We start from the raw sequence: 20,982 nt of genomic DNA on the forward strand, positions 1-20,982 counted from the left end.
GGGTCATCCGAGATCGACGGGCGAGAGGGGGGACGGCGGCGGCCGGTCGTAGACGGGGAGGCGGAAGTAGGTGGTCACGTCGCCGGGCCGGCCCGCGGCGCGGAAGCTCACCAGTTCCAGGACGCCCTTGCCCTCGCTCAGCGGCCCGGGGGCCAGCGCGGCGGCGAGGGTGCGGAACCGGCCGGGGTCGACGCCCTGGCCGTGCAGCAGCGCGGCCGTGCGCTCCACGGCTTCGCCGTCGTCGGGCACCAGCGCGGGCATCCTCAAGTACGTCGTGGACTCGGCGGCCCGGTCCACGCCGGAGCGGAACGCCAGGCAGCTCAACGCCGCCTCGCCGGCGTCGGGACGTTCGCCGGTCAGCGTCCGGTACGCGGCCAGCGCCCGTTCGGAGTCGTGGTGCAGTGCCACCGCGGCAACGCGCTCGACCTGGGCCAGGCCGGCGTCGTGGTTGCGGTAGTAGATCTTCACCCGGGCCTGGGCTTCGTCGGTCAGGTCGACGGCGAAGAACTCGATCTCGCGCTCGCCTTCGACAGTTTCGACGCGACGGCGAGCGTCGGCCCACGCCCGGGCCAGGCCGAGCCGGGCCATCGCGTCGGTCACCGCGGCCTCGCGGTGGGTGTGCGGCCAGGAGTACAGCCCGAAGTACGTCTTGTGGACCACGCCGGACGGAGGCCGCCAGGCGATCGAATGCCACAGCGGCGCCGGGGTCGGCCGGCCCGCGCGCGGGGTGAACGTCTCGCGGACGTGGTCGAGCCGACGGCTGCGGAAAACGCTCTCACCAGGCCAAACCACGTCGTGGCCGAGGCTGTCGAACAGGATGCGCAGCTCCGGCTGCGCGCCCGACCAGTTGACCGACATCTCGGCCGGGAAGCCGTCGTCCGCCACATAGGACGGCTGGGCGGGTGCGGACCCGATCCGCTCGTGCGCCCACGGCGGCAGCAGGGACCGCAGCATCCGGGTGGTCCGGACGGACTGTTCCACCGGGACGTCGAGCGCCTCGCACGCGGTGGCCCACAGTCCACCCAGGAAGTCGCCGAAGAGACGACCCTGTGCCGGGTAGTTTTCCCTTATATATTCAGGGAATTCCGGCGCGCGACTCGTCACGAGCGGATGCTATCAGTTGGATGCTTGCTCAACTAAAAATCTGCACCCGGGTGGTCCAGTCAATTGCGCCATGTGGGTACGCCGGTGTCCGCCGCGGGCACGCAGGGCCACAGCGGACACCGGCGGTGTCCTGTCCGGACAAAACCGGACAACGCGCAGCTCAGACCCGGGCGGCCGGGACCACCGTCATGGCGTGCTTCACGAGCCGGATCAGAGCGAGCTTGCTGGAGTCGCGGTCGCGTGCGTCACACATGACGATCGGCACACGGTCCGGGACGACCAGCGCCTCGCGGATCTCCTCGGGGGTGTAGCGCGGCGCGTTGTCGAAGCAGTTCACCGCCACGACGAACGGGATCTTCCGGCGCTCGAAGAAGTCGATCGCGGCGAAGCTGGTCTCCAGCCGCCGGGTGTCGACCAGCACGACCGTCCCGATCGCGCCGCGGGCCAGGTCGTCCCACATGAACCAGAAGCGCGCCTGGCCCGGCGTCCCGAACAGGTACAGCACGTGCCGCGGCGAGATGGTGATCCGGCCGAAGTCCAGCGCGACCGTCGTGGTCGTCTTCCGCTCGACGCCGGAGAGGTCGTCGACGCCGGCGCTCGCCTCGGTGAGCACCTCTTCGGTGGTCAGCGGCGGGATCTCGCTGACCGAACCGACCATCGTGGTCTTCCCCGCGCCGAAACCGCCCGCGATGATGATCTTGACCGGCGTGGGGACCATGTCCGCCCCCGTGCCGTCAGTACTTGATGAGGCCATCGAGAACCGCCTGGAGTGTTTCGAGGTCCGGCGACTGCGCCGGGTGGTGGGCAGGGGACCGCGTGATGACGAGTCCGCGTTCGATCAGGTCGCCGACGAGCACCCGCACGACCCCCAGCGGGATCTTGATGTAGACGGCGATCTCGGCGATCGACACCGGGTGGCGGCACAGCTGCACGATCGCGTTGTGCTCCGGGCCCAGCCCGGCCGGCTCCTGCTCCGAGCGCAGGGTCATCACCTGCGTGGACAGGTCCAGCCGTGCGGTACCGGCCGGTGTCCGGCCGCTGGTGATCGTGTACGGCCGGACCAGCGGCCCGGCGGCCTCGTCGTACCAGCCGTCGTCGACACTCATGTGGCCTCCCGCAGCACCGACGCCGCTTCTCGCGGCGCGGACGCCATGTAGTCGCCGACGCGCTTGACGAGCCGGCTCATCTCGTAGGCGATCATTTCGACATCGACGTTGTCCGCGGCCAGCACGGCGAGGCAGGCACCCTGGCCGGCGGCGGAGACGAACAGGTAGCCGCGCTCCATCTCGATCATGTTCTGCAGCACCGGGCCGCGGTTGAACTGCTTGCTCACCCCCTTGGCGAGGCTCTGCAGGCTGGAGGCGATGGCCGAAAGCTGGTCCGAGTCGTCCTTGCTCATCCCGGCCGACTTGCCGATCAGCAGCCCGTCGGCGGACAGCACGATGGCGTTCTGCGCGCCGACCACGCGGTTCACCATGTCGTCGAGCAGCCAGTTGAGATCGGGTTTGGCGTTCCCGTACTCGTTCATTCGACTTCAGACCCTGACTTTCCTGTGTGGACTTTCCGTGTGTGTGGGGCCGGGGAACTACGAGTTGTCGTCCGGTCCGCCGCGGCCGCGGCGGGTGCCCTTGTGGAACGCCGCGAGCGTGCGCGCGGTGCCTTCACCCGGGGCCACGACGTCGTCGGCGCTGTCATCGGGTTCGTTCTCGAGCTGGGCGACGAGGTTCTGCTGCGGCTCCCGCCGGGGCAGCCGGGGCCGGTCGTCGGTCGGCTTGAGCTCCGCCGCCGGGCTCGCGGTCACCGGTTCCGGTTCCGCCGACGGCACCGACGGGAGGGCGTCGGGCGGGGTGAGGGCGCGTGCCGGGTACGGCCTCGGCTTGGTGTCTCGCTTCATCGGGATCTGACCGCTGAACGAGGAGGGCGTGTCCATCGTGCGGAGCGAGCTTTCTGCCGCCTGCGGCGCCGGGGCGCCCACCGGGGCGAGGACCGCGGTGGTCTCGGCCGGGCTGGACTCGGGGCCGTCGGCCCGGTCGGCGTCCTCGCCGGCCAGGTGCTGGGTGGGAATGAGGACGGTGGCGCGCAGGCCGCCGTAGCGGGACGGGTCGAAGGTGACGGTGATGCCGAGCCGGTCGGCCAGCCGCGCGACCACGAACAGGCCGAGGCTGGAGTCGGCGCGCAGCGCCATCGCGTCGAACTCGGGGGCCTCGGCCATCATCCCGTTCGCCCACTCGCGGACGCCGTCCTTCATGCCGAGCCCCTGGTCAGACACGTCGACGACGACCCCGCGCGCGACCATCCGGCTGGTCACCTCGACCGGCGAGCCGGGCGGCGAGAACGACGTCGCGTTGTCGACCAGCTCGGCGACCAGGTGGATCGTGTCGGCCACCGCGGCGCCGACGATCGCGACGTCGGGCACCTGCTCGACCTGGACCCGGGCGTACTGCTCGGTTTCCGAGACGGCCGCGCGCAGGACCTCCATCAGCGGCACCGGCTTGCGCCAGCGGCGGCCCGGCTGCTTGCCGCCGAGGATGATCAGGTTCTCGGTGGTGCGGCGGGCGCGGGCGGCGAGGTGGTCGAGCTGGAACAGTGCCGCCAGCTGCGTCGAGTCGTCCTCGCGCGCTTCCATCTCGTCGAGGATCTGCAGCTGCTGGTGGACGAGGACCTGGTTGCGGTGCGCGATGCCGAGGAACACGTTGTGCACACCGCTGCGGGCCTTGGCCTCGCTCGCCGCGGCGTTGACGGCGGTCAGCTGGGCGACGTTGAACGCCTCGGCCACCTGCCCGATCTCGTCGCGGCCGTGGTCGAGCCGGGGGAGTTCCTGCTGCAGGTCGACGGGTTCGCCGCTCTTGAGCCGCTCCACGATGTCCGGCAGGCGGTTGCGCGCGAGGTCGAGCGAGTCGTTGCGCAGCCGCGCGAGGCGCGTCATCAGCGCGCGGTCGACGAGCGAGCGCGACACCCGGACGGCGACGATGATCGCCGCCAGCGACGCGAGCAGGGCGACGATGCTGCCGATGATGACGTTGCGCAGCTGGGCGTCACCGGCGTCGATCGCGGCGGCGGAAACCTTGTCCGCCTGGGTGATCGCGAGGTCGTTGAGGCTCTGGGCGACCTGGGTCGTGGCGTTCTGCCAGTCCGTTTCGGACACCGGCACGGAGTTCTGCTCGCCCGTCGACCACGGACCGCGCTTGACGAGCGCTTCTTCGGCCGTCGCCAGCTGGCGCCAGGCCGTGCTGGTGGCCAGCGCCTGGTACTTCTGGCGGACGCCGGGGTCGAGGAACGGCTCGATCTGGGCCAGCTGCGTCCGGTAGAGCCCGGACAGCTGCGCGAACTGGGCGAAGTCGTCGGGCGCGAAGGTCCCGGCGGAGAAGGCGGTGGAGACCAGCGACGTCTCGCGCGACATCATGTCGCCGGCGCGGAACACCGACGTCGCCGTGATGCCGCCGGTTGCGGCCTCGGCGTCGGGGACGATCCGCGCCTGGGTGTCGAAGAGGTTGGACGCGGTGTCCATCACGCCGTTGTAGTAGGAGTTGACCTGGGCGCGGTCGATGCTGCGGAAGCTGATCTGCGAGCGCAGCACGGGCAGCTGGTCGAACTGGGCCTTCAGCGCGTTCACCTTGGACGCGATCTCGTCCGGCGCGTTCGAGATCGTCGCGGCGAAGGCGTCCTTCAGCGCGGCAAGCTTTTCGTCGGTGGCCCGCTGCTGCTGCTGGAGGCGGGCCGGGCCGAGCGCCGGGTCGTCGAGGTACTGCAGGGCAGACTGGCGTTCCTTCTGGAACTCGGCCAGCGCGGTGGCCGCCGGGATCGAGACCTCACGGACGGAAGCCGCGACCAGCCGGACGTAAACACCGTTGAAGAGGAAGTAGGACGAGACCGCGATCCACAGCACCAGCAACGTCACGCTGGGAATGAGAACGGTCCTGGTCAGCCTTTTGCGGATCGACTTGTCGTACGGCTTGTCCGACTCGTCCCTGGGGTCTTTGTTCAGCACGGCGGTTCACGAACTCCTGAGTGACGGTCGGCGAGGAAAGGGGACCCGGACGAGGAAGCGGACACGACGATGGGACACAGCGGCCGCCGTCACCCGTCTTCGCCTCACCCTCCGTGTTGCCGCGGAATCGATCAGGGTCCGTTTTTTACCACGAACCCCTGACCCCTGTTCGGTGCGACCCGGCTTGCGGACACTCGTCCGCCCTCCGGCGAACGGTGTTTACTCAGCGTTCGGAGACGATCACCGGCATTTCCTCAGGTACTGGCGTTGTCGGCTATTCGGGGATGCTGATCGCTGCGCTGAACGGGTGAAAGTGAATTCCGCCGGTTCGGCGCGTGCAGTGCTTCGCGGCGGAGGAAAAAGGGGAACGGAGGGTGCCTGGAAGTGCTCGCCGCGGCCGGATGTGCGCCACCGGGTGCCACGCTGCGTCGCTTTACATACGGCAAAGTATTGTCAATCAGGCTGGACGTCGGTTACCGTCTTGTCAACTCAACCGCCAAGGAGGGTGTGATGAGCGAAGCGACCGGGACCGTGCCCGCCGGCTCCACCGAACGGTGGCGCGATCGCAAGCGGTACCTCTGGCTGATCGGCCTGGTCGTGCCCTCACTGGCGTTCCTCGCCATCGGGCTGCACGCCGCCACCGGGTGGGGTGGCTGGTTCTGGATCGGGCCGGTCGTGATCCTCGTGATCGTGCCGCTCGTCGACCTGGTCGCCGGGCTGGACCGCAGCAACCCGCCCGATGACGTCATCGCGCGGCTGGAGAACGACCGCTACTACCGCTGGATCACCTTCGCCTTCCTGCCCGTCCAGTACCTCGGCTTCGCGGCGGCGTTCTGGCTGATCGCGCGGGGCGAGCTCACCGTCGTGGACAAGATCGGGCTCGCCGTCTCCATCGGGCGCGTCGGCGGGATCGGCATCAACACCGCGCACGAACTGGGCCACAAGAAGGAAAGCCACGAGCGCTGGCTGTCGAAGATCGCGCTGGCCCAGAGCTGGTACGGGCACTTCTACATCGAGCACAACCGCGGCCACCACGTCCGCGTCGCCACCCCGGAGGACCCGGCGAGCAGCCGCGTCGGGGAAAGCTTCTACCGCTTCTGGCCGCGGACGGTGGCCGGCTCGCTGAAGTCCGCGTGGCGGCTGGAGCGCAAGCGCTACGCCCGGCGCAACCGCCACCCGTACCGGCTCGGCAACGACGTCGTCAACGCCTGGCTGATGTCCGCGGTGCTGTGGGCGGCGATGGTCGCCTGGCTCGGCGCCGGCATCCTGCCCTACCTGGTGATCCAGGCCGTGGTCGGCTTTTCACTGCTGGAGGTGGTGAACTACATGGAGCACTACGGCATGCTGCGGCAGCGGGTCGGCGCGCCCGGGCGGCGCCGGTACGAGCGGGTCGATCCCAGTCACAGCTGGAACTCCAACAACATCGCCACCAACGTCCTGCTCTACCACCTGCAGCGGCACAGCGACCACCACGCCAACCCGACGCGGCGCTACCAGACGCTGCGCGACTTCGCCGAGTCGCCGGTGCTGCCCACCGGGTACGCCGGGATGATCCTGCTCGCGCTCGTCCCGCCGCTGTGGCGCCGGGTGATGGACCCGCGGGTGCTCGCCCACTACGACGGTGACATCTCGCGCGCCAACATCCAGCCCGGCAAGCGCGCGCAAGTGCTGGCCCGCTACGGAACCCGCGTCACGGCGGCCGCGCCGGAGCTCGCCGACACCCGCGGCGACGCCACCGAAGGCGGCATGTGCCCCGGCTGCGGCTACGTCTACGACGAGCGGCGCGGCGACCCGCGGGAGGGCTTCCCGGCCGGCACGCCGTGGGCGGCGATCCCGGACTCGTGGTGCTGCCCGGACTGCGGCGTGCGCGAGAAGATCGACTTCGTCGCGCCGGGGCGGGTGGGCCCGGCCGCGGCGGGCACGACCTAGAATGCCGATCATGAGCAGGGCGGTTCCGGTGCCGGCGGAAGGTGGTCAGCACCGGCAGCCGATCATCGCCGCGGCGATCGAGCTGACGGCGCGGTCCGGCTGGCCGGCCGTCACGATGGCGCGGCTGGCCGAGCTGGCCGGGGTCAGCCGTCAGACGGTGTACAACGAGATCGGGTCCAAGCCCGCGCTCGCCGACGCGATGGTGGCGCACGAGCTCGACCGGTTCCTCTCGGCGGTCGGCGCCGCGTTCGACCGCCACCCGGACGACCTGGTCGAGGCGATCTACGACGCGGTCCGCGCGGTCCTCGAGCTGGCCGACGACAACACGCTGCTGCGCGCGATCGCCTCCGCCACCCACGGCACGGCGCCGGAGCTGCTGCCGCTGCTGACGACCGACGCGAGTGCGCTGCTCGCCCGGGCGAAGGCGGTGCTGGCCGCCCGGGTGGCGGCGTACCGGCTTCCGCTGGCCGAGGACCAGGTCGAGGTGGTGATCGACCTGGTCGTCCGCGCGGTGCTCAGCCACGTGATGCAGCCGTCGGACACCCCGGCCCGGACGGCGGACGCCCTGGCGTGGGTCGTCGCCCGCGTCCTCGGCGTGACGGCGAACCCCCCGCTGCGGCACACGTAGGCGCCGATCTGGCGGGGTGCCTCACCCGCGATCGGCCAAGCCCTTCCCAGGCAAGGGACTCGATGCCTGCCGCGGTGGTCGGAGGCGGACAGGTCCGCCGCGGCGGCACACGTAGGCGGGAGCCCCTTCAGCGCACGAGCCTCAGCGCAGCCCGTGCCGGTCCAGCCAGGAGGCGATCTCCGCCGCGATCTCCTTCGGGCGGTCCTCCTGCGCGTGGTGCCCCGCTTCCCCACAGGCGACCACGTCGAGCGCGGCGATGTGCGCGGCGCACCACTGCGCCATCTTCTCGCCGATGAGCAGCGTCGGTGAGCCTTCGAACGTCATCAGCAGCTTCGGCGTGCTCGCGCTGCTGGCCAGCCACTCGTCGTAGGCCTCGATGCGCTCGATCAGCTCGGCCGGGTCGCCGCCCAGTGGCAGCTGGCGTGCCCACGCCAGCACCGGGCGGCGGCTCTCCGGCGTCGGGAACGGGGCGAGGTAGGCGGCCAGGTCCTCGGCCGCCACCGGGGTGCGGACGCCGCCGGTGAACGCCTGGCGGATGAACAGGTCCTGCGCCAGCACCATGTCCTCGCCGGCGCCGGGCGTGCGGATCTTCCGCGAGCGCTCGGCTGCCTGTGGCGTCAAGTCCTCCCAGGCCATCGGCTTCACGATGGTTTCGAAGAAGGCGAGCCCGCGGACGCGGCCGGGGTGGCGGGCGGCGAAGTCGAAGGCGAGCGCGCCGCCCCAGTCGTGCCCGACGAGGACGACGTCGTCCAGGCCGAGCGCGTCGAACCAGGCGTCCAGGTGGTGGGCGTGGTCGGCGAAGGTGTAGGCGATGTCCGGCTTCGGCGAGCGGCCCATGCCGATCAGGTCGGGGGCGAGCAGCTGTCCGCCGCCGACGTGCGGGAGGACGTTGCGCCAGCTGTGCGACGAGCTGGGATTGCCGTGCAGGAACACGATCGGGGTACCGGTGCCGGTTTCTTCGTGGTGCAGCATCGGGTCTGTCCTTTCAGGAATCCAGTGGGGTGTCGAGGAGGACGCCGAGTTCCCGGACCAGCGCCGCGGTGCGGTCGCCGTGCCGGCCGCCGAGCGGGGCGAGGAGCCGGTCGAGCAGCTCGGCCACGGTGGCGATCGCCGGCTCGGTCACCTCGCGCCCGCGGGCGGTCAGGCGCAGCCGGACGGTCCGGGTGTCGGCCGGGTCGCGGGTGCGTTCGACGAGCCCGTCGGCGTCGAGCGTGCGGGCGAGCTTGGAGACGTAGAGCGCTTCCAGGCCGGTGTGGTCGGCCAGTTCACGCTGGCTCGGGCTCGCGCCGGCGCGCTCCAGCCCGAAGAGCGAAGACAGGAAGACGTACTGCGCGTGCGTGAGCCCGGCGGGGGCCAGGGCGCGGTCGACGGCGACCCGCCACTTCGTGGAGAGCCGCCAGACGAGGTGACCGGGGGTGCTCATGCCAGATACTGTACATGGCTACTAAGTACATGGCTACTATCGTCGGCCGACGAGGGTTCGGCTCGGATCGGTGCCCGTCAGGCGAGCTCGCGGATGCGCTCCACGGCCCGCCGGACCTCGGCGAAGCCGGTGGTGAGCGGGCTCAGCCCGATGCGGATGCCGTCGGGGCGGCGGAAGTCGATGAGCACGCCGTGCTCGATCAGGACGCGCGAAAGCCGTTCGGCGTCCGGGTGGCGGAGGGTGACGTGGCCGCCCCGGCGGTCGTCTTCGCGCGGGGAGGCGACCGTGAACCCGAGCGGGACGAGCCACGCGTCGGCCAGCGCGATCACCCAGCGGCCCAGTGCCACGGCCTTGGCGCGCACCCGGTCGAGGCCCGCTTCCGCCAGCAGCGCCACCCCTTCACGGACACCCACCATGCCGAGCACCGGCGGCGTGCCGGAGAGCGCCCGCCGGATGCCCGGCGCGGGAACGTACTCCGCGGCCATCCCGAAGGTGTCCGCGGCGCCCATCCAGCCGGTGATGGGCTGGCCGAAGGTCTCGTGGTGGCGGGCGTTGACGTAGAGGAACGCGGGCGCGCCGGGCCCGGCGTTGAGGAACTTGTACGTGCAGCCGACGGCGAAGTCGGCTTCGGCGGCGTCCAGCGCGACGGGGATCGAGCCGACGCTGTGGCAGAGGTCCCAGACGACGAGCCCGCCGCGCTCGTGCACCAGCCGCGTGACGGCGGCCAGGTCCGTGATCGCCGCCGTCCGGTAGTCCACATGGGACAGGGTGACCACCGCGGTCCGCGGCCCGACGGCCGCGGCGACGTCGTCGCTCCCGGCCCACCGCACGGTGAGGCCGAGCTCGGCGGCGACGCTCTCGACCAGGAACCGGTCGGTGGGGAAGTTCGCGGTGTCGGTGACGATCTCGTCGCGGCCCGGCCGCAGCGCGACGGCGGCCCGGAGCGCCTTGTAGAGGCACACGGACGTCGAGTCGGCGACGATGGTCTGCCCCGGCGCGGCCCCGAGGGCGACGCGGCCGAGCTCGTCCCCGATCTCTTCGGGCAGGGTCAGCCAGCGCTCGTCCCAGGACCGGATCAGCCGGGCACCCCACTCGTGCGCGACGAGCTCCTGCAGCCGTTCGGCGGTGGCGCGCAGCGGACGGCCGAGCGAGTTGCCGTCGAGGTAGGCGACGACGCCGGGATCGGTGATCGGGACGAACCGCTCGCGGAAGGCGGCGAGCTCGTCCGCGGCGTCGAGGCGGTCCGCGGCTTCCGGGGACAGGTCGGTGGCGCTCAGCGGTTCTTTTCCTTGACCCGTACGGTTTCCTTCCGCACCTCCGCCTGGGTCGCGCGCTCCCGGACCAGCCACTCGGGGCTCTCCTCCTTCAGCGCCTCGATCTGCTCGGTGGTCAGCGGCTCGGTGATGCCGCCGCGGGTGAGGCCGCCGATGGAAACGCCCAGCTTCGCCGCGACCACCGGCCGCGGGTGCGGGCCGGTGCGGCGCAGTTCGCGCAGCCACTCCGGCGGGTCGGCCTGCAGGGCGTTCAGCTCGTCGCGCGTCACGACGCCCTCGCGGAACTCCGCGGGGGTGGCTTCGAGGTACACACCCAGCTTCTTCGCCGCCGTCGCCGGCTTCATCGTCTGGGTGGTCTTGTGCGACGTCATGCCGTCCAGGGTAGCCAGCGTCACTCCCGGTAACCTGACCCGGTGACCACTTTCAAGCTCGCGTACGTCCCGGGAGCGACGCCCGCCAAGTGGGTGCGGACCTGGGGCGAGCGGGTGCCGGAGGTGCCGCTGGCCCTCGTCCCGGTCGCCGCCGCCGACGCCACCGGGCTGCTGCGCACCCGGGAGGCCGACGCCGCGTTGCTGCGCTCGCCGATCGACCGGGACGGCCTGCACGCGATCCCGCTCTACACCGAGACGACGGTCGTCGTGGTGCCCAAGGACCACCTGATCGCGGCGGCGGACGAAGTGTCCACCGTGGACCTGGCGGACGAGGTCGTGCTGCACCCGCTGGACGACACGCTGGAGTGGCCGGAGCCGCCCGGCCGCCCGGCGGTTTCGCGGCCGGAGACGACGGCGGACGCGGTCGAGCTGGTCGCGGCCGGGGTCGGGGTGCTCGTCGTCCCGCAGTCGCTCGCCCGGCTGCACCACCGCCGTGACCTGACCTACCGGCCGGTCGGGGACGCGCCGCAGTCGAGCGTCGCGCTGTCGTGGCTGGAGGAGGAGACGACGGACCTGATGGAGCAGTTCATCGGGATCGTCCGCGGCCGGACGGTGAACAGCACCCGCGGGCGGCAGCAGGCGCCGTCGGAGCGCAAGCGCCCGGAACGCAAGCCCGCGGCGGCGGCGAAACCGGCGCGGCGCGGCGGCGGCCCCGGCAAGCGGCGACGGCGGGGCTGAGCCGCTACGACGTCGTGCAGACGCAGTTGCCGTCCGCGCGGTCGGCCAGGTCGGGGTCGTCGAACCAGTGGCCGTTCTCGCCGAGGTAGCGGAACTGCAGGACGGTGCCCGGCGCGACGTCGACCGACGCCGAACGGCGGCCGTTGGACCGCGGGGTCAGGTGGTGCCTGCCGGGGGTCCAGTCGTTGAACGAGCCCACGACGCTCACCCGGCCGGCCGGCGCGCCGATCGGGAGGCTGAAGGTGACGCGCTGGGTGCCGGCCCGGCTCTTGCTGATCTTGATCACTGGTGGGGCCTTTCGCGGGGAACGGTTCAACGGGTGCTCGGCACTGAGCGCGCACATGATCGCACAGCTGTGACGATTTGGTCACGCCCAGTGCCCGATCGGGTTACGGCGCCGCTCAACGGGTCGCCACCGACCGGGTGGTCCTCGGGTGAACGATGATCATCTCGGGGTTGTCGGCGGATACCGGTGGGAAACTGACTGCCGTGACCGTCGTCGCTGATCGTCAAGTCAAGGACCCGTGTGCCTGGCTCAGCGCCGTCACCCACGAGCTCGCCGACGCCCCTCCGGCCGACACGCGAGCGGTGCTCCTGACGGTGTGGGACGGGCTCGCCGCCGCCCGTCTGGCCGGGCTGTACGCCGCGGCCGCTTCGCCCCGATGGCGGGCGAGACAGCGTCACGCCGAAGCGGTCGAGTTCGATCTCGCCCTGCAGCTGGCGCGGAACTGCACCATCGGCACCGGCCTGGCCATCCCGGCCCGGCTCCCGGGCGCCGCCGTCGCCTGGCCCGCCGAACGGGCCGACGGAGCGATCGCGCGGGTGGTCCGCTTCTGCCGCACGGCGGAATCGATGCTGCGCCGGGCGGGCGAGCTGACCCCCGTATGGGAGGACAGCCTCCTCGGGCCGGTGGCGCTGACCCGCTGGCTCGCGGACTGCTGGACGGGCGCGCATTCGGGCTGCCCGCTGCGGCTCCCGGTGCCCCCGCCGCCGTGGTGGCGGTGACGGGCGTGTCCGTCAGGGGAAGGCTGGTGCCGGTCGAGAGGAGGCCGAGGGTGACCGACCCGTGTTCGAGACTCCCGGAGCCGACCCGCGCGGCGGTCCGCGCGCTCCTGCTGGCCGAGCTGACGGCCGCGGGCCGCCGGGCGCGGGCGGCGGGCTGCCCGCCCGAGGTGTTGACGGCGGTCTTCGAGGCCCGCCGCCGCTCGATCGAGGACGGCTGACCGGGCGCTGCGGAGGCGGTCGAAGGTCGCGCGCACTGCTTCTCCTCGGTCGAGCCGGGGTTGGGCGGTGGGGGATCGCCGGCACCGCTGCGGCCGCAGCCCGAGTTCGCCGGTGGTGAAAAGCCGTCGCGGCTGCCGCTTGTCCTCCGCCGAGCCGGGAGCAGGCCGCGGTTCAGCGGTGCAGGATCGCCAGCGCCGCCGCCACGATCTCGTCCAGCCGGCCGCGATCCGCCAGCGCCGTCGTCAGCCAGTCCGCGTCGACCGAACTCGACGGTGCCTCGCCGAACACCGTCCGGACCACCGAGGCCACCGCCGCCGCGGCCGCCTCCCCGCGGTTCAGCCGCAGCTCGATCGCCCGCAGCGCCTGCTCGGCCAGACCCGCCAACCGGGCGTCCGCGCGCTCGTGCGACGCCACCAGCTCCAGGGCGGGCAGCTCCGCCGGCATCGGGGCGACCGGGGCCTGCTTGTGCCCCAGCGGGCGCTCGACGTGCTCGGCGTACCAGGCCGGGCGGGTGCGCATCGCCGCCAGGACACGCTCGACCTCGCGGTCGAGCGTGTCGCGGGTGGGTGGCGGCTCGCCCGTCAGCTCGGTGCGCCGCGCCGCCCAGCCGTCCAGGGGCCACAGCTCGGCTCCCGCCGTGGCCGGGACGCCCACCCAGACCAGGAGCTGCACCGCCAGGTCGCACAACCACCCGTCCCCGTCGAGGGCGCCGGACAGCCAGGCCGGCAGGCGGGGGCGCTGCAGTGCGCCGATCTCCCCGCGGCGGCGCCGGTGCGCGTCGACCGTCGCCGGGGTGAGGCGGGTCGCCAGCCAGCCCTCGAGGTTGCCGATCGGGCCCGTCGCGCGCCGCAGCGTGTGGTCCACCACCGCCTCGACGTCGTCGTGGAAGCGGTCGAGGCAGTCGGGCCGCAGCCACTCGAGCCCGCGGGCGCAGTCCGCGTGGCGGCGCCGGTGCTCCAGCGGCTTGGTGATCCGCGTGAAGACCAGCGGCCACGCCACCGTGTAGACCCCGCCGCGCAACCGGGCGAGGGCGCGGGGCCGCGCCGCCGCCGCGGAGCCGGCGAGCAGGCCGTCGCGGGCCAGCCGCCGGACGCCGGCGACGTCGGCCGGGCCGGTAGTGTCGAGCACCCTTCCTCCCCGAATGCCGACGGAAACTCGACGGGGAAAATCGTCGGGCAGCCGGCGAAGCGGAAAAGGCCGCGCACTGGCCGAAATCGCGCGGAACTGGCCAATGGCTGGCCACCGCGGAATCACCTGATCGGCGCACCCGGTTCCGCCGAGCGCAGTGAAGTGCGCGTGTCACAATGAAAAACCCATGGCACAGGACGATGGGCTGCTCCGGGAACTCACCACCCTGCGGCGCGGCTGGGGATTGGAAGCCGACCGGTTGCGCAGCCGGCTCGGGCCGCTCGTTTCCGGCTGGTGCGCCATCCACCGGACGACGAGCGATCGTGACGCGCGCCGCGTCCTGCGGGCGGCGATTTCCGCCGCGATCGCGGAATTCCCGGCCGACGACCGGCTGGCGGTGAACATCGCGCTGGGCATCGCCCCGGGCGCGCAGCACGCGCTGCTGAGCGACCGGATCGGCGTCCTCGCGGATCGGCTGCGCGTCTCCGAACGCACGGCCCGGCGCCGCGTCGACCGGTCGTTCGCCCGGCTCGCCGCGGAGATCGAGGCTGGCGTGCGGCCGGGCAACGGGCTGCCGAACCCGGACGAGGGCTGGTTCGTCAAGCGGCTCAACGTGCTCGTCCGGCTCGACACCGGCGAACCGGAGGTGACCGAGGAACGGCTGATCGTCGCCACCCGCGACGCCCTCGACCGGATCGCCGCGCAGTTCACCGTGCCGCGCACCGAGGACGGCCACGACGGCGAACGCGACGTCGCCGTGGACGCCCGGCACGGCGTGCGGATCAGCGCGGGCACCCGCGACGGACAGCGCCACTTCCGCTGGCTGCTCGACCTGCCGCGCGCTCTCGACCGCGGCGACACCCACACGTACTCGCTGGTCTACCGCATCCGGGACGGCCAGCCGATCCGGCCGTCGTACGTGTTCGTGCCGCTGGTGACGTGCGAGTCGTTCGAGGTCCGCGTCCGGTTCGACCCGCGGCGGCCGCCGCGCGTGGTGTGGCGGCTGGACCGCGTGCCGCCCTCGGTGCTCGCCGACCCGCCCCAGCCGGGCGAGCCGCTGCCGCTCGACGGCGCCTGCGAGGTGGCGCAGGAGTTCGCCGGGCCGCAGCTGGGGTACGCCTACGGGCTGCGCTGGCTGCCCGGCCAAGATATTCCATGACGTGAATATTTTCCGGGGTGAACACCTGCGGCCACCGAGGCGCACGCGGACGAGCCCGCGAACCGGGAACACGGCGGTGACCCACGATCGCCTGCGCTGACCTGCGCGGCAGCCGGGATCGGTTGACGACATCGGGTGGCTGGCCGATACTTGCTCACCGGGGGCGGAGCGCGAAAGGTGTCCACAATGGACGCCGAGCCTGTATTCAGCCTAGCTGACTGGGGAATTCATGACGATCCTGGTGACCGGCGCGACCGGAAACGTCGGCCGCAACGTCGTAGACCTGTTGCTGCGGGCGGGCGCCGACGTCCGCGCGACCTCGCGCAACCCGGACGCACTCGACCTGCCGGCCGCGGTCGACGTCCGCCGGGCGGACCTCGCCGAGCCGGAGACGTTCCGGCAAGCCCTGCAGGGCGTGGAAAAGCTCTTCCTGTACACCCAGCCGTCCGGCGTCGAAGGGGTGCTGGAGGTCGCGAAGGCCGCCGGTGTCCGGCACGTCGTCCTGCTGTCGTCGCTGGCCGCCGCCGGGCGCGACCCGGACCACTGGATCGCGCGGTGGCACCTGGCCGAAGAGGCGGCGATCGAGCGGTCCGGCCTGGCGTGGACGTTCGTGCGGCCGGGGGCGTTCGCGGTGAACTCGTTGCAGTGGGCCGAGTTCGTCAAGCGAGGCGAGCCGGTGCCGATCCTCTACGCGCACTCGTACCTGTCCTCGATCCACGAACGCGACATCGCCGAGGTGAGCACGACGGCGATGCTCCAGGACGGCCACGCGAGCGCGAAATACCACATCACCGGCGGCGAAAGCATCACCCAAGCCGAGCAGCTCGCCCTGATCGGCCGCGCGATCGGCCGTGAACTGCCGTACGTCGACCTCACCGGCGACGCCGCCCGCGCCGACTTCCGGGCCCGGATCGGTGGTCGGTTCGAGGAACTGGTCGAGGAGGGGACGGTCGGCCGCGAGGACGCGTCGAGCATCATCGAGACGCGGATCCGGTACTACGAGGAAGCGCTCGACGGGCCCGAGGAGATCGACCGGACGGTGGAGAAGGTCCTGGGCAAGCCGGCGCGCACCTTCGCCGAGTGGGCCGAGGACCACAAGGCGGACTTCACGAACTAGCGCACCCCACTACCACCCCGTCGCCCGCACGGCAATTCCGCGCGCGGACCCGGTCGTCCGGGTCCGCGCCGTTCTCCGAGTGTCCACTAAGGACTCCAGAGAGCGGTTTCCGCTGGAAGTGACCCTGTGGCGGCGGGGTTTTCGCTGCGCGGACGCCGCCGGTCCCGGCCGCCGGGCCGCGCGAGGAATACCAAGTGAGGGGATGCGCGGCCGGTCGCCGCTTCACTAACGTTCCGAATCCGAGCCGCACCGATCATGCTCTTCGTGCCGTGCGGGTCGTCGGTATTCCCCGTGCCCCGGAGGGTCCCCGCATGACCGAAACCGTTGTGTTCCCGCAGGACCGCACGTGCCCCTACCAGCCGGCCCCGGCCTACCTCCCGCTGGCCGACCAGAAGCCGCTCGCCCAGGTCGCGCTCTACGACGGGCGGCGCGTCTGGGCGATCACCGGCCGGGACGTCGCCCGCCGCCTGCTGATCGACCCGCGGATCTCCAGTGACCGCACCAATCCCGCGTGGCCGATGATGTTCGCGAGCATCGCCGCCACCGTCAGCGACGTCCAGCAGAAGGTGATGAAGATCGTCACCGCGCTGGTCGGGGTCGACGGCGCGGTGCACAACGCCCGGCGCAAGCTGCTCATCCCCAGCTTCACGACCCGGCGGGTCAACGCGCTGCGCCCGCAGATCCAGGCGATCGTCGACCGGCAGCTGGCCGAGCTGCTCGCGGCCGGTCCGCCCGCGGACCTGATCCCGGTGTTCGCCGGGCCGGTGCCGGTGACCATCCTCTACCGGCTGATGGGCATCCCGGACAGCGACCACGAGTACTTCGAGAAGACGTCGCAGCAGCTCGCGGGCGGCCCGGACGCCAACTCGGCCTACGACGAGCTGATGGCCTACATGACCGAGCTGATCGCCGAGAAACGGCGCAACCCCGGCGACAGTGTCCTCGACGACCTCCTCTCCGAGCGCACCAAGGGCGAGGCGGACGAAGAACTGGTGTCGACGCTCGTGCTGCAGGTGGCCGGCGGCCACGGCACCACCGGCACGATGATCTCGCTCAGCACGTTCGTCCTGCTGCAGAACCCCGAGCGGCTCGCCGAGCTGCGCGCCGACCCGTCGCTGCTGCCCACCGCCGTGGACGAGCTGCTACGGGTGCTGTCCATCCCGGACGGGGTGTCCCGGCTGGCCATCGACGACATCGAGGTCGAGGGCACCACCATCCGCAAGGGCGACGGCGTCTTCTTCATCACGTCGCTGATCAACCGCGACGAGAACGTCCACGAGGAGCCGGACGCCCTCGGCTGGCACCGGAGCACCGCCCGGGACCACGTGTCGTTCGGCTTCGGTGCCCACCAGTGCCTCGGGCAGAACCTCGCGCGCGTCACCATGGAGATCGCCATCGGCACGCTGCTCGAACGCCTGCCCGGCCTGCGGCTGGCGGTGCCCGCGGAGGAGATCCCGTTCAACCCCACCGCGGGGTTCCAGGTGCTCACCGAGCTTCCGGTTACCTGGTAGGGAAAAGTGGACGACTCCGTCGACCGGCGTACCTTCCTCACCGCCGCGGCGCTCGGTTCCGCGGGCGTCGCGGCGGGGGTGCTGCTCGGTCCGAGTGCCCCGCGGACGGCGTCGGCGGCGACCGGTGCGCCGGCGGCGCCGACCTTCGGGCTCACCAAGTTCCTCGACCCGCTGCGGATCCCGCCGGTGCTCCAGGCGCATTCGCGGCAGTACGGGGGCGAGCTCACCGTCACGATGACCACCGCGCGGGCGCGGCTGCACTCGCAGCTGCCGGAAACCACGCTGTGGACCTACGACGGCCACTTCCCGGGCCCGACCATCGAGGTGCGCGGCGGCCGGCGGCTGCGGGTGGCGTGGGCCAACGAGCTGACGGGCACGGTCCCGCTGGTGGCGGTGCGGGCGCCGTACGAGGTGCCGACGCCGGCGAACCGGCCCGGCTACCGCGCCGCCGACGGCAGCCTGCCCGCCGGGGTGGAGCTGGTCGAAGGCGTCGCCGAGCTGCCGCCGTGGAACGTCGTGCACCTGCACGGCGCGCTGACGAACGCCGGCAACGACGGCTGGGCGCACAACGGGATCTCACCGGGGCACACGCAGCTCACCGAGTACCCGAACCGCCAGGCGGCCACCGCGCTCTGGTACCACGACCACGCGATGGCCGTGACGCGCTTCACCGTCCACTCCGGACTCGCGGGGCTGTACCTGATCCGCGACGAGGAGGAGGACCGGCTGCGCCTGCCCGGCGGCGACCACGAGATCCCGCTGGTGCTGGCCGACCGCAACCTCGACACCGACCCGGCGACCGGCGCGCTCACCGGCCGGGTGCTGTTCAAGTTCCAGTACCTGCCCGCGTCCGGCACGACGGCGCCGGTCACCGGCCCGTTCACGCTCGTCAACGGCGGCATCTGGCCGCACCTGGACGTGGACGCGCGCTGGTACCGCTTCCGGGTGCTCAACACGGCCAACGGCCGGTTCTTCCGCCTCGACCTGGTCGACGAGGCGGGCACCGTGCACAACGACGCGGTGCGGATCGCCGGCACGGACGCGGGCCTGCTGCCTGCCCCGGCGGCGGTACCGGCCGGCGGCCTGACCCTGGCCCCGGCCGAGCGCGCCGACCTGCTGATCGACTTCAGCCGGTTCCCGGGGCAGCGGCTGCGGCTGGTCAACACCGGGGCGTCGATCGAGCCGGACATCATGCAGTTCCGCGTCGAGAGCCGCCGTCGCCCCGAACCGTTCCGCCTGCCGGCGCGGCTGTCGCCGTCGTACGCGCGCCTGGAGCGGGTTCCGGAGGACCACGACGAGGTGTTCGTCGTGTCGACCCCGCCGGGGGTGGCGGGCCGGCCGCACCCGGAGATGTGGGAGCTGAAGGAGATCACCGACCCGGCCGAGCTGCCCGCCCGCTTCCCGGAGGAGGGTGTCCTCCAGCTCACCGACCCGGCGACGGGACAGGTGCGGACGTTCCGCAGGGTGGCCAGCCTGTTCGACGACACGACGACGATCTTCATCGACCGCGGCCGCTGGGTGGTGTGGAACCTGCTCCAGCTCGGCGGGGCACCGCACCCGATGCACATCCACATGGCCCGGTTCCAGCTGCTGACCAGGAACAAGTTCGCCGACCTGACGGCGTTCGACCTCGCGGCGGGCGGCACGACCCGGCCTCTGCCCGCCCCAGCAGCCGGCGCGGCGATCGAGAAGCACGAGGAAGGCTGGAAGGACACGTTCACCACCTGGGCGGGGGAGTGGATCCGCGTCGCCGGCCGCTTCGAGGACGCGACCGGCGAGTTCATGTACCACTGCCACATCCTCGACCACGAGGACGAGGGCATGATGCGCCCGTTCGTGGTGCACCCGCCGGAGGTCAGCCGGTTCCACCGGCACGCGGGGAGCACGGGGCACCACCCGGGCATGCCCGGCCACGGCGGGCACTAGGCCGGCCGTCGGCTCAGCTTCGCCTGCGGCTCGCGATCTCCTCGGAGAGCTGCCGAACACGGGCGGGGTCCGCGTCCCGGGCGAGCGCGACGTAGTGGTCCATGACGGCCGGCCGGTAGCGCACGGGCAGCGTCTGTCCCGGAGCGAGCCGGGTGAGCTCCGTGATCGTGAGGTCTTCGTCCGCGATGCCGCGGAACGCGACGCCTTCGGCGGTCTCCACGTCGAACATCAGGACCACGCGCGGATTGCTGTTCACTTCCCGCCAGTCGACGAGCACGCCGAGCGCCAGCGCCCCCGTACGCAGTTCCGCGGTGCGCTTCCGGGCGTCACTGCTCAGGAGCGGGTTCGCGGCGACGCCCGGGAAGGCGGGCCCGACACCGAGCGACTCCGGACTCAGGTCGGGCCTGAGCTGCCCCGCCAGATCGTTCAGAGCGTTCAGCTTCTTCTTCCACCCGAACATCCTGCTCCCTCCCGCACGCCGGTGCCGGAATCCCGGCCTGGCCGCACCCTCGCCGTGATCGTACGGCGCCGGGTCACCGCGCCAGCGCGGCGTGCCGTTCCAGGAACCGGGCGACCTCCGCGGGATCCTCCAGCGGCAGCGGGTAGACCACGAGCCGGTCCACGCCCAGTGCGGCGTACTGCTCGGCGGCGCGCGCGCCCACCTCCACCGGGTCGAGCGGCAGGTAGCTGATCTCCAGCTGGCCCAACCGGGCCGGGCGGTCCACCTCCTCGGCGGCCCGGCGCAGCCCGGCCAGGTGGCGGGGCAGGTCGGCGAGCCCGCCGTTGCCGAACCAGCCGTGGCCGCGGGACACCGCGCGGCGGAACGCGGCCGGGCTGTGGCCGCCGACCACGATGCGGACACCCGCCGGGCGCGGGTGGGCGTCGACGTTGCGGAACTCGACGTATTCCCCCTGGTACGCGGGCGCCGGATCGGTCCACAGCGCGGTCATCGCGTCGAGGTACTCGTCGGTGCGCCGTCCGCGCCCGGCCATCGGCACCCCGAGTGCGCGCAGCTCGGGCTCGAGGTAGCCGGCGCCGACGCCGAGCAGCAGGCGGCCGCCGCTGAGCACGTCGAGGCTCGCCGCCTGCTTGGCGAGGACCAGCGGGTTGCGCTGCGGCAGGATCACCACGCCGGTGCCGAGGTCCAGCCGCTCGGTGACGGCCGCGACGTAGGCCAGGTGCACCAGCGGGTCGAGGATCGGGTCGGTCGGTTCCATCGGCGCCGCCGGCACCCGCGGGCTCGGCAGCACCACGTGCTCGCCCGCCCACCACGACCGGTAGCCGAGGTCCTCGGCCAGCCGCGCCAGCCGGACCGTCTCGGCCGGTGCCAGCGTCGCCTTGGCGTTCAGTCCCGACACGCCCAGTTCCATGTCCTTCTGCCCTTCGCCGCCGTCGATGATCACGGTCATCGTCGGGCCGCGCGGCCCCCGGCGTCCAAGATCGGGCGCTATAGCCTGTGGCT

At 72.2% G+C, this 20,982-nt stretch carries 22 protein-coding genes; 9 read left to right on the forward strand and 13 right to left on the reverse strand.

Going from position 1 to position 20,982, the window contains the following annotated elements:
* Positions 1–3 precede the first annotated feature (3 nt).
* The 5 genes from ABZX11_RS28150 to ABZX11_RS28170 form a co-directional block, all read right to left on the reverse strand.
* Positions 4–1,104, reverse strand: coding sequence for a hypothetical protein (locus tag ABZX11_RS28150; protein ID WP_354918307.1), 1,101 nt, complete (start codon positions 1,102–1,104; stop codon positions 4–6).
* Positions 1,105–1,264: 160 nt separating this feature from the next.
* Entirely contained in the window at positions 1,265–1,822 is a 558-nt protein-coding gene (locus ABZX11_RS28155; protein ID WP_176171650.1) for an ATP/GTP-binding protein, read from the reverse strand.
* Positions 1,823–1,838: 16 nt separating this feature from the next.
* Positions 1,839–2,210: a DUF742 domain-containing protein gene (locus tag ABZX11_RS28160; RefSeq protein ID WP_176171649.1), complete on the reverse strand. Its 372-nt coding sequence runs from the start codon at positions 2,208–2,210 to the stop codon at positions 1,839–1,841.
* Positions 2,207–2,632 (reverse strand): roadblock/LC7 domain-containing protein, encoded by a 426-nt coding sequence (locus tag ABZX11_RS28165; RefSeq protein ID WP_043776238.1) that lies wholly within the window; start codon positions 2,630–2,632, stop codon positions 2,207–2,209. The genes ABZX11_RS28160 and ABZX11_RS28165 overlap by 4 nt, the downstream gene beginning before the upstream one ends.
* 57 nt (positions 2,633–2,689) lie before the next feature.
* On the reverse strand, positions 2,690–5,092 hold the full coding sequence (locus ABZX11_RS28170) for an ATP-binding protein (RefSeq protein ID WP_176171648.1): 2,403 nt from the start codon (positions 5,090–5,092) through the stop codon (positions 2,690–2,692).
* Positions 5,093–5,602: 510 nt separating this feature from the next.
* Between ABZX11_RS28170 and ABZX11_RS28175 the strand changes: the two genes are divergently transcribed.
* Positions 5,603–7,021 (forward strand): fatty acid desaturase, encoded by a 1,419-nt coding sequence (locus ABZX11_RS28175; protein ID WP_354918312.1) that lies wholly within the window; start codon positions 5,603–5,605, stop codon positions 7,019–7,021.
* Position 7,022: 1 nt separating this feature from the next.
* Entirely contained in the window at positions 7,023–7,649 is a 627-nt protein-coding gene (locus ABZX11_RS28180; protein WP_176171646.1) for a TetR family transcriptional regulator, read from the forward strand.
* 141 nt (positions 7,650–7,790) lie between these two features.
* Here the strand turns inward: ABZX11_RS28180 and ABZX11_RS28185 are convergent, their stop codons facing one another.
* The 4 genes from ABZX11_RS28185 to ABZX11_RS28200 all read right to left on the reverse strand — a co-directional run bounded on the left by ABZX11_RS28185 (position 7,791) and on the right by ABZX11_RS28200 (position 10,717).
* A complete protein-coding gene (locus tag ABZX11_RS28185) occupies positions 7,791–8,621 on the reverse strand; it encodes a haloalkane dehalogenase (protein ID WP_354918316.1) in 831 nt (276 codons plus the stop codon).
* 13 nt (positions 8,622–8,634) lie between these two features.
* Positions 8,635–9,072, reverse strand: a complete 438-nt coding sequence (locus tag ABZX11_RS28190; protein ID WP_176171644.1) for a MarR family transcriptional regulator — start codon at positions 9,070–9,072, stop codon at positions 8,635–8,637.
* Positions 9,073–9,149: 77 nt separating this feature from the next.
* Positions 9,150–10,349 carry an aminotransferase class V-fold PLP-dependent enzyme gene (locus ABZX11_RS28195; protein ID WP_176177820.1) on the reverse strand — a complete coding sequence of 400 codons (1,200 nt, stop codon included), beginning with the start codon at positions 10,347–10,349 and terminating at the stop codon, positions 9,150–9,152.
* Positions 10,346–10,717 (reverse strand): DUF5997 family protein, encoded by a 372-nt coding sequence (locus ABZX11_RS28200; RefSeq protein ID WP_176171643.1) that lies wholly within the window; start codon positions 10,715–10,717, stop codon positions 10,346–10,348. Before ABZX11_RS28200 ends, ABZX11_RS28195 begins: the two co-directional genes overlap by 4 nt.
* Positions 10,718–10,759: 42 nt before the next feature.
* On the opposite strand from ABZX11_RS28200, the gene ABZX11_RS28205 reads away from it, so the two are divergent.
* Entirely contained in the window at positions 10,760–11,455 is a 696-nt protein-coding gene (locus ABZX11_RS28205; RefSeq protein ID WP_354918321.1) for a LysR substrate-binding domain-containing protein, read from the forward strand.
* 4 nt (positions 11,456–11,459) lie between these two features.
* Here ABZX11_RS28205 and ABZX11_RS28210 read toward each other — a convergent pair whose 3' ends face one another.
* Positions 11,460–11,741, reverse strand: a complete 282-nt coding sequence (locus tag ABZX11_RS28210; protein WP_354918324.1) for an isoamylase — start codon at positions 11,739–11,741, stop codon at positions 11,460–11,462.
* Positions 11,742–11,944: 203 nt separating this feature from the next.
* Between ABZX11_RS28210 and ABZX11_RS28215 the strand changes: the two genes are divergently transcribed.
* Together ABZX11_RS28215 and ABZX11_RS28220 are read left to right on the forward strand one after the other, a co-directional pair.
* The gene (locus ABZX11_RS28215) at positions 11,945–12,460 is read left to right on the forward strand and encodes a hypothetical protein (protein ID WP_354918327.1); all 516 of its coding nucleotides are present in this window, start codon (positions 11,945–11,947) and stop codon (positions 12,458–12,460) included.
* 50 nt (positions 12,461–12,510) lie between these two features.
* The gene (locus ABZX11_RS28220; protein ID WP_176171639.1) at positions 12,511–12,678 is read left to right on the forward strand and encodes a hypothetical protein; all 168 of its coding nucleotides are present in this window, start codon (positions 12,511–12,513) and stop codon (positions 12,676–12,678) included.
* 172 nt (positions 12,679–12,850) lie between these two features.
* Here ABZX11_RS28220 and ABZX11_RS28225 read toward each other — a convergent pair whose 3' ends face one another.
* Positions 12,851–13,807, reverse strand: a complete 957-nt coding sequence (locus tag ABZX11_RS28225) for a hypothetical protein (RefSeq protein ID WP_354918331.1) — start codon at positions 13,805–13,807, stop codon at positions 12,851–12,853.
* Positions 13,808–13,994: 187 nt separating this feature from the next.
* On the opposite strand from ABZX11_RS28225, the gene ABZX11_RS28230 reads away from it, so the two are divergent.
* From ABZX11_RS28230 to ABZX11_RS28245, 4 genes are all read left to right on the forward strand, one after another.
* Complete coding sequence (locus ABZX11_RS28230; RefSeq protein WP_354918334.1) at positions 13,995–14,966, forward strand: hypothetical protein; 972 nt, start codon at positions 13,995–13,997, stop codon at positions 14,964–14,966.
* Positions 14,967–15,195: 229 nt separating this feature from the next.
* Positions 15,196–16,083 carry an NAD(P)H-binding protein gene (locus ABZX11_RS28235; RefSeq protein WP_354918337.1) on the forward strand — a complete coding sequence of 296 codons (888 nt, stop codon included), beginning with the start codon at positions 15,196–15,198 and terminating at the stop codon, positions 16,081–16,083.
* Positions 16,084–16,394: 311 nt separating this feature from the next.
* On the forward strand, positions 16,395–17,594 hold the full coding sequence (locus ABZX11_RS28240) for a cytochrome P450 (RefSeq protein ID WP_354918340.1): 1,200 nt from the start codon (positions 16,395–16,397) through the stop codon (positions 17,592–17,594).
* 6 nt (positions 17,595–17,600) lie between these two features.
* Positions 17,601–19,520, forward strand: a complete 1,920-nt coding sequence (locus ABZX11_RS28245; RefSeq protein ID WP_354918343.1) for a multicopper oxidase domain-containing protein — start codon at positions 17,601–17,603, stop codon at positions 19,518–19,520.
* A 13-nt stretch (positions 19,521–19,533) separates the two neighbouring features.
* Here ABZX11_RS28245 and ABZX11_RS28250 read toward each other — a convergent pair whose 3' ends face one another.
* Complete coding sequence (locus ABZX11_RS28250; protein WP_176171635.1) at positions 19,534–19,980, reverse strand: hypothetical protein; 447 nt, start codon at positions 19,978–19,980, stop codon at positions 19,534–19,536.
* A 73-nt stretch (positions 19,981–20,053) separates the two neighbouring features.
* Positions 20,054–20,929, reverse strand: a complete 876-nt coding sequence (locus tag ABZX11_RS28255) for an LLM class F420-dependent oxidoreductase (protein WP_354918347.1) — start codon at positions 20,927–20,929, stop codon at positions 20,054–20,056.
* Positions 20,930–20,982 lie beyond the last annotated feature (53 nt).

The organism is Amycolatopsis sp. NPDC004169, from assembly GCF_040610315.1.
GTDB lineage: Bacteria > Actinomycetota > Actinomycetes > Mycobacteriales > Pseudonocardiaceae > Amycolatopsis.

Coding starts and splice junctions, on each gene's coding strand:
- ABZX11_RS28155 (WP_176171650.1), bottom strand. CDS start 1,822: ATGGTCCCCACGCCGGTCAAGATCATCATCGCGGGCGGTTTCGGCGCG.
- ABZX11_RS28160 (WP_176171649.1), bottom strand. CDS start 2,210: ATGAGTGTCGACGACGGCTGGTACGACGAGGCCGCCGGGCCGCTGGTC.
- ABZX11_RS28165 (WP_043776238.1), bottom strand. CDS start 2,632: ATGAACGAGTACGGGAACGCCAAACCCGATCTCAACTGGCTGCTCGAC.
- ABZX11_RS28175 (WP_354918312.1), top strand. CDS start 5,603: ATGAGCGAAGCGACCGGGACCGTGCCCGCCGGCTCCACCGAACGGTGG.
- ABZX11_RS28180 (WP_176171646.1), top strand. CDS start 7,023: ATGCCGATCATGAGCAGGGCGGTTCCGGTGCCGGCGGAAGGTGGTCAG.
- ABZX11_RS28185 (WP_354918316.1), bottom strand. CDS start 8,621: ATGCTGCACCACGAAGAAACCGGCACCGGTACCCCGATCGTGTTCCTG.
- ABZX11_RS28190 (WP_176171644.1), bottom strand. CDS start 9,072: ATGAGCACCCCCGGTCACCTCGTCTGGCGGCTCTCCACGAAGTGGCGG.
- ABZX11_RS28200 (WP_176171643.1), bottom strand. CDS start 10,717: ATGACGTCGCACAAGACCACCCAGACGATGAAGCCGGCGACGGCGGCG.
- ABZX11_RS28230 (WP_354918334.1), top strand. CDS start 13,995: ATGGCACAGGACGATGGGCTGCTCCGGGAACTCACCACCCTGCGGCGC.
- ABZX11_RS28235 (WP_354918337.1), top strand. CDS start 15,196: ATGACGATCCTGGTGACCGGCGCGACCGGAAACGTCGGCCGCAACGTC.
- ABZX11_RS28240 (WP_354918340.1), top strand. CDS start 16,395: ATGACCGAAACCGTTGTGTTCCCGCAGGACCGCACGTGCCCCTACCAG.
- ABZX11_RS28250 (WP_176171635.1), bottom strand. CDS start 19,980: ATGTTCGGGTGGAAGAAGAAGCTGAACGCTCTGAACGATCTGGCGGGG.
- ABZX11_RS28255 (WP_354918347.1), bottom strand. CDS start 20,929: ATGACCGTGATCATCGACGGCGGCGAAGGGCAGAAGGACATGGAACTG.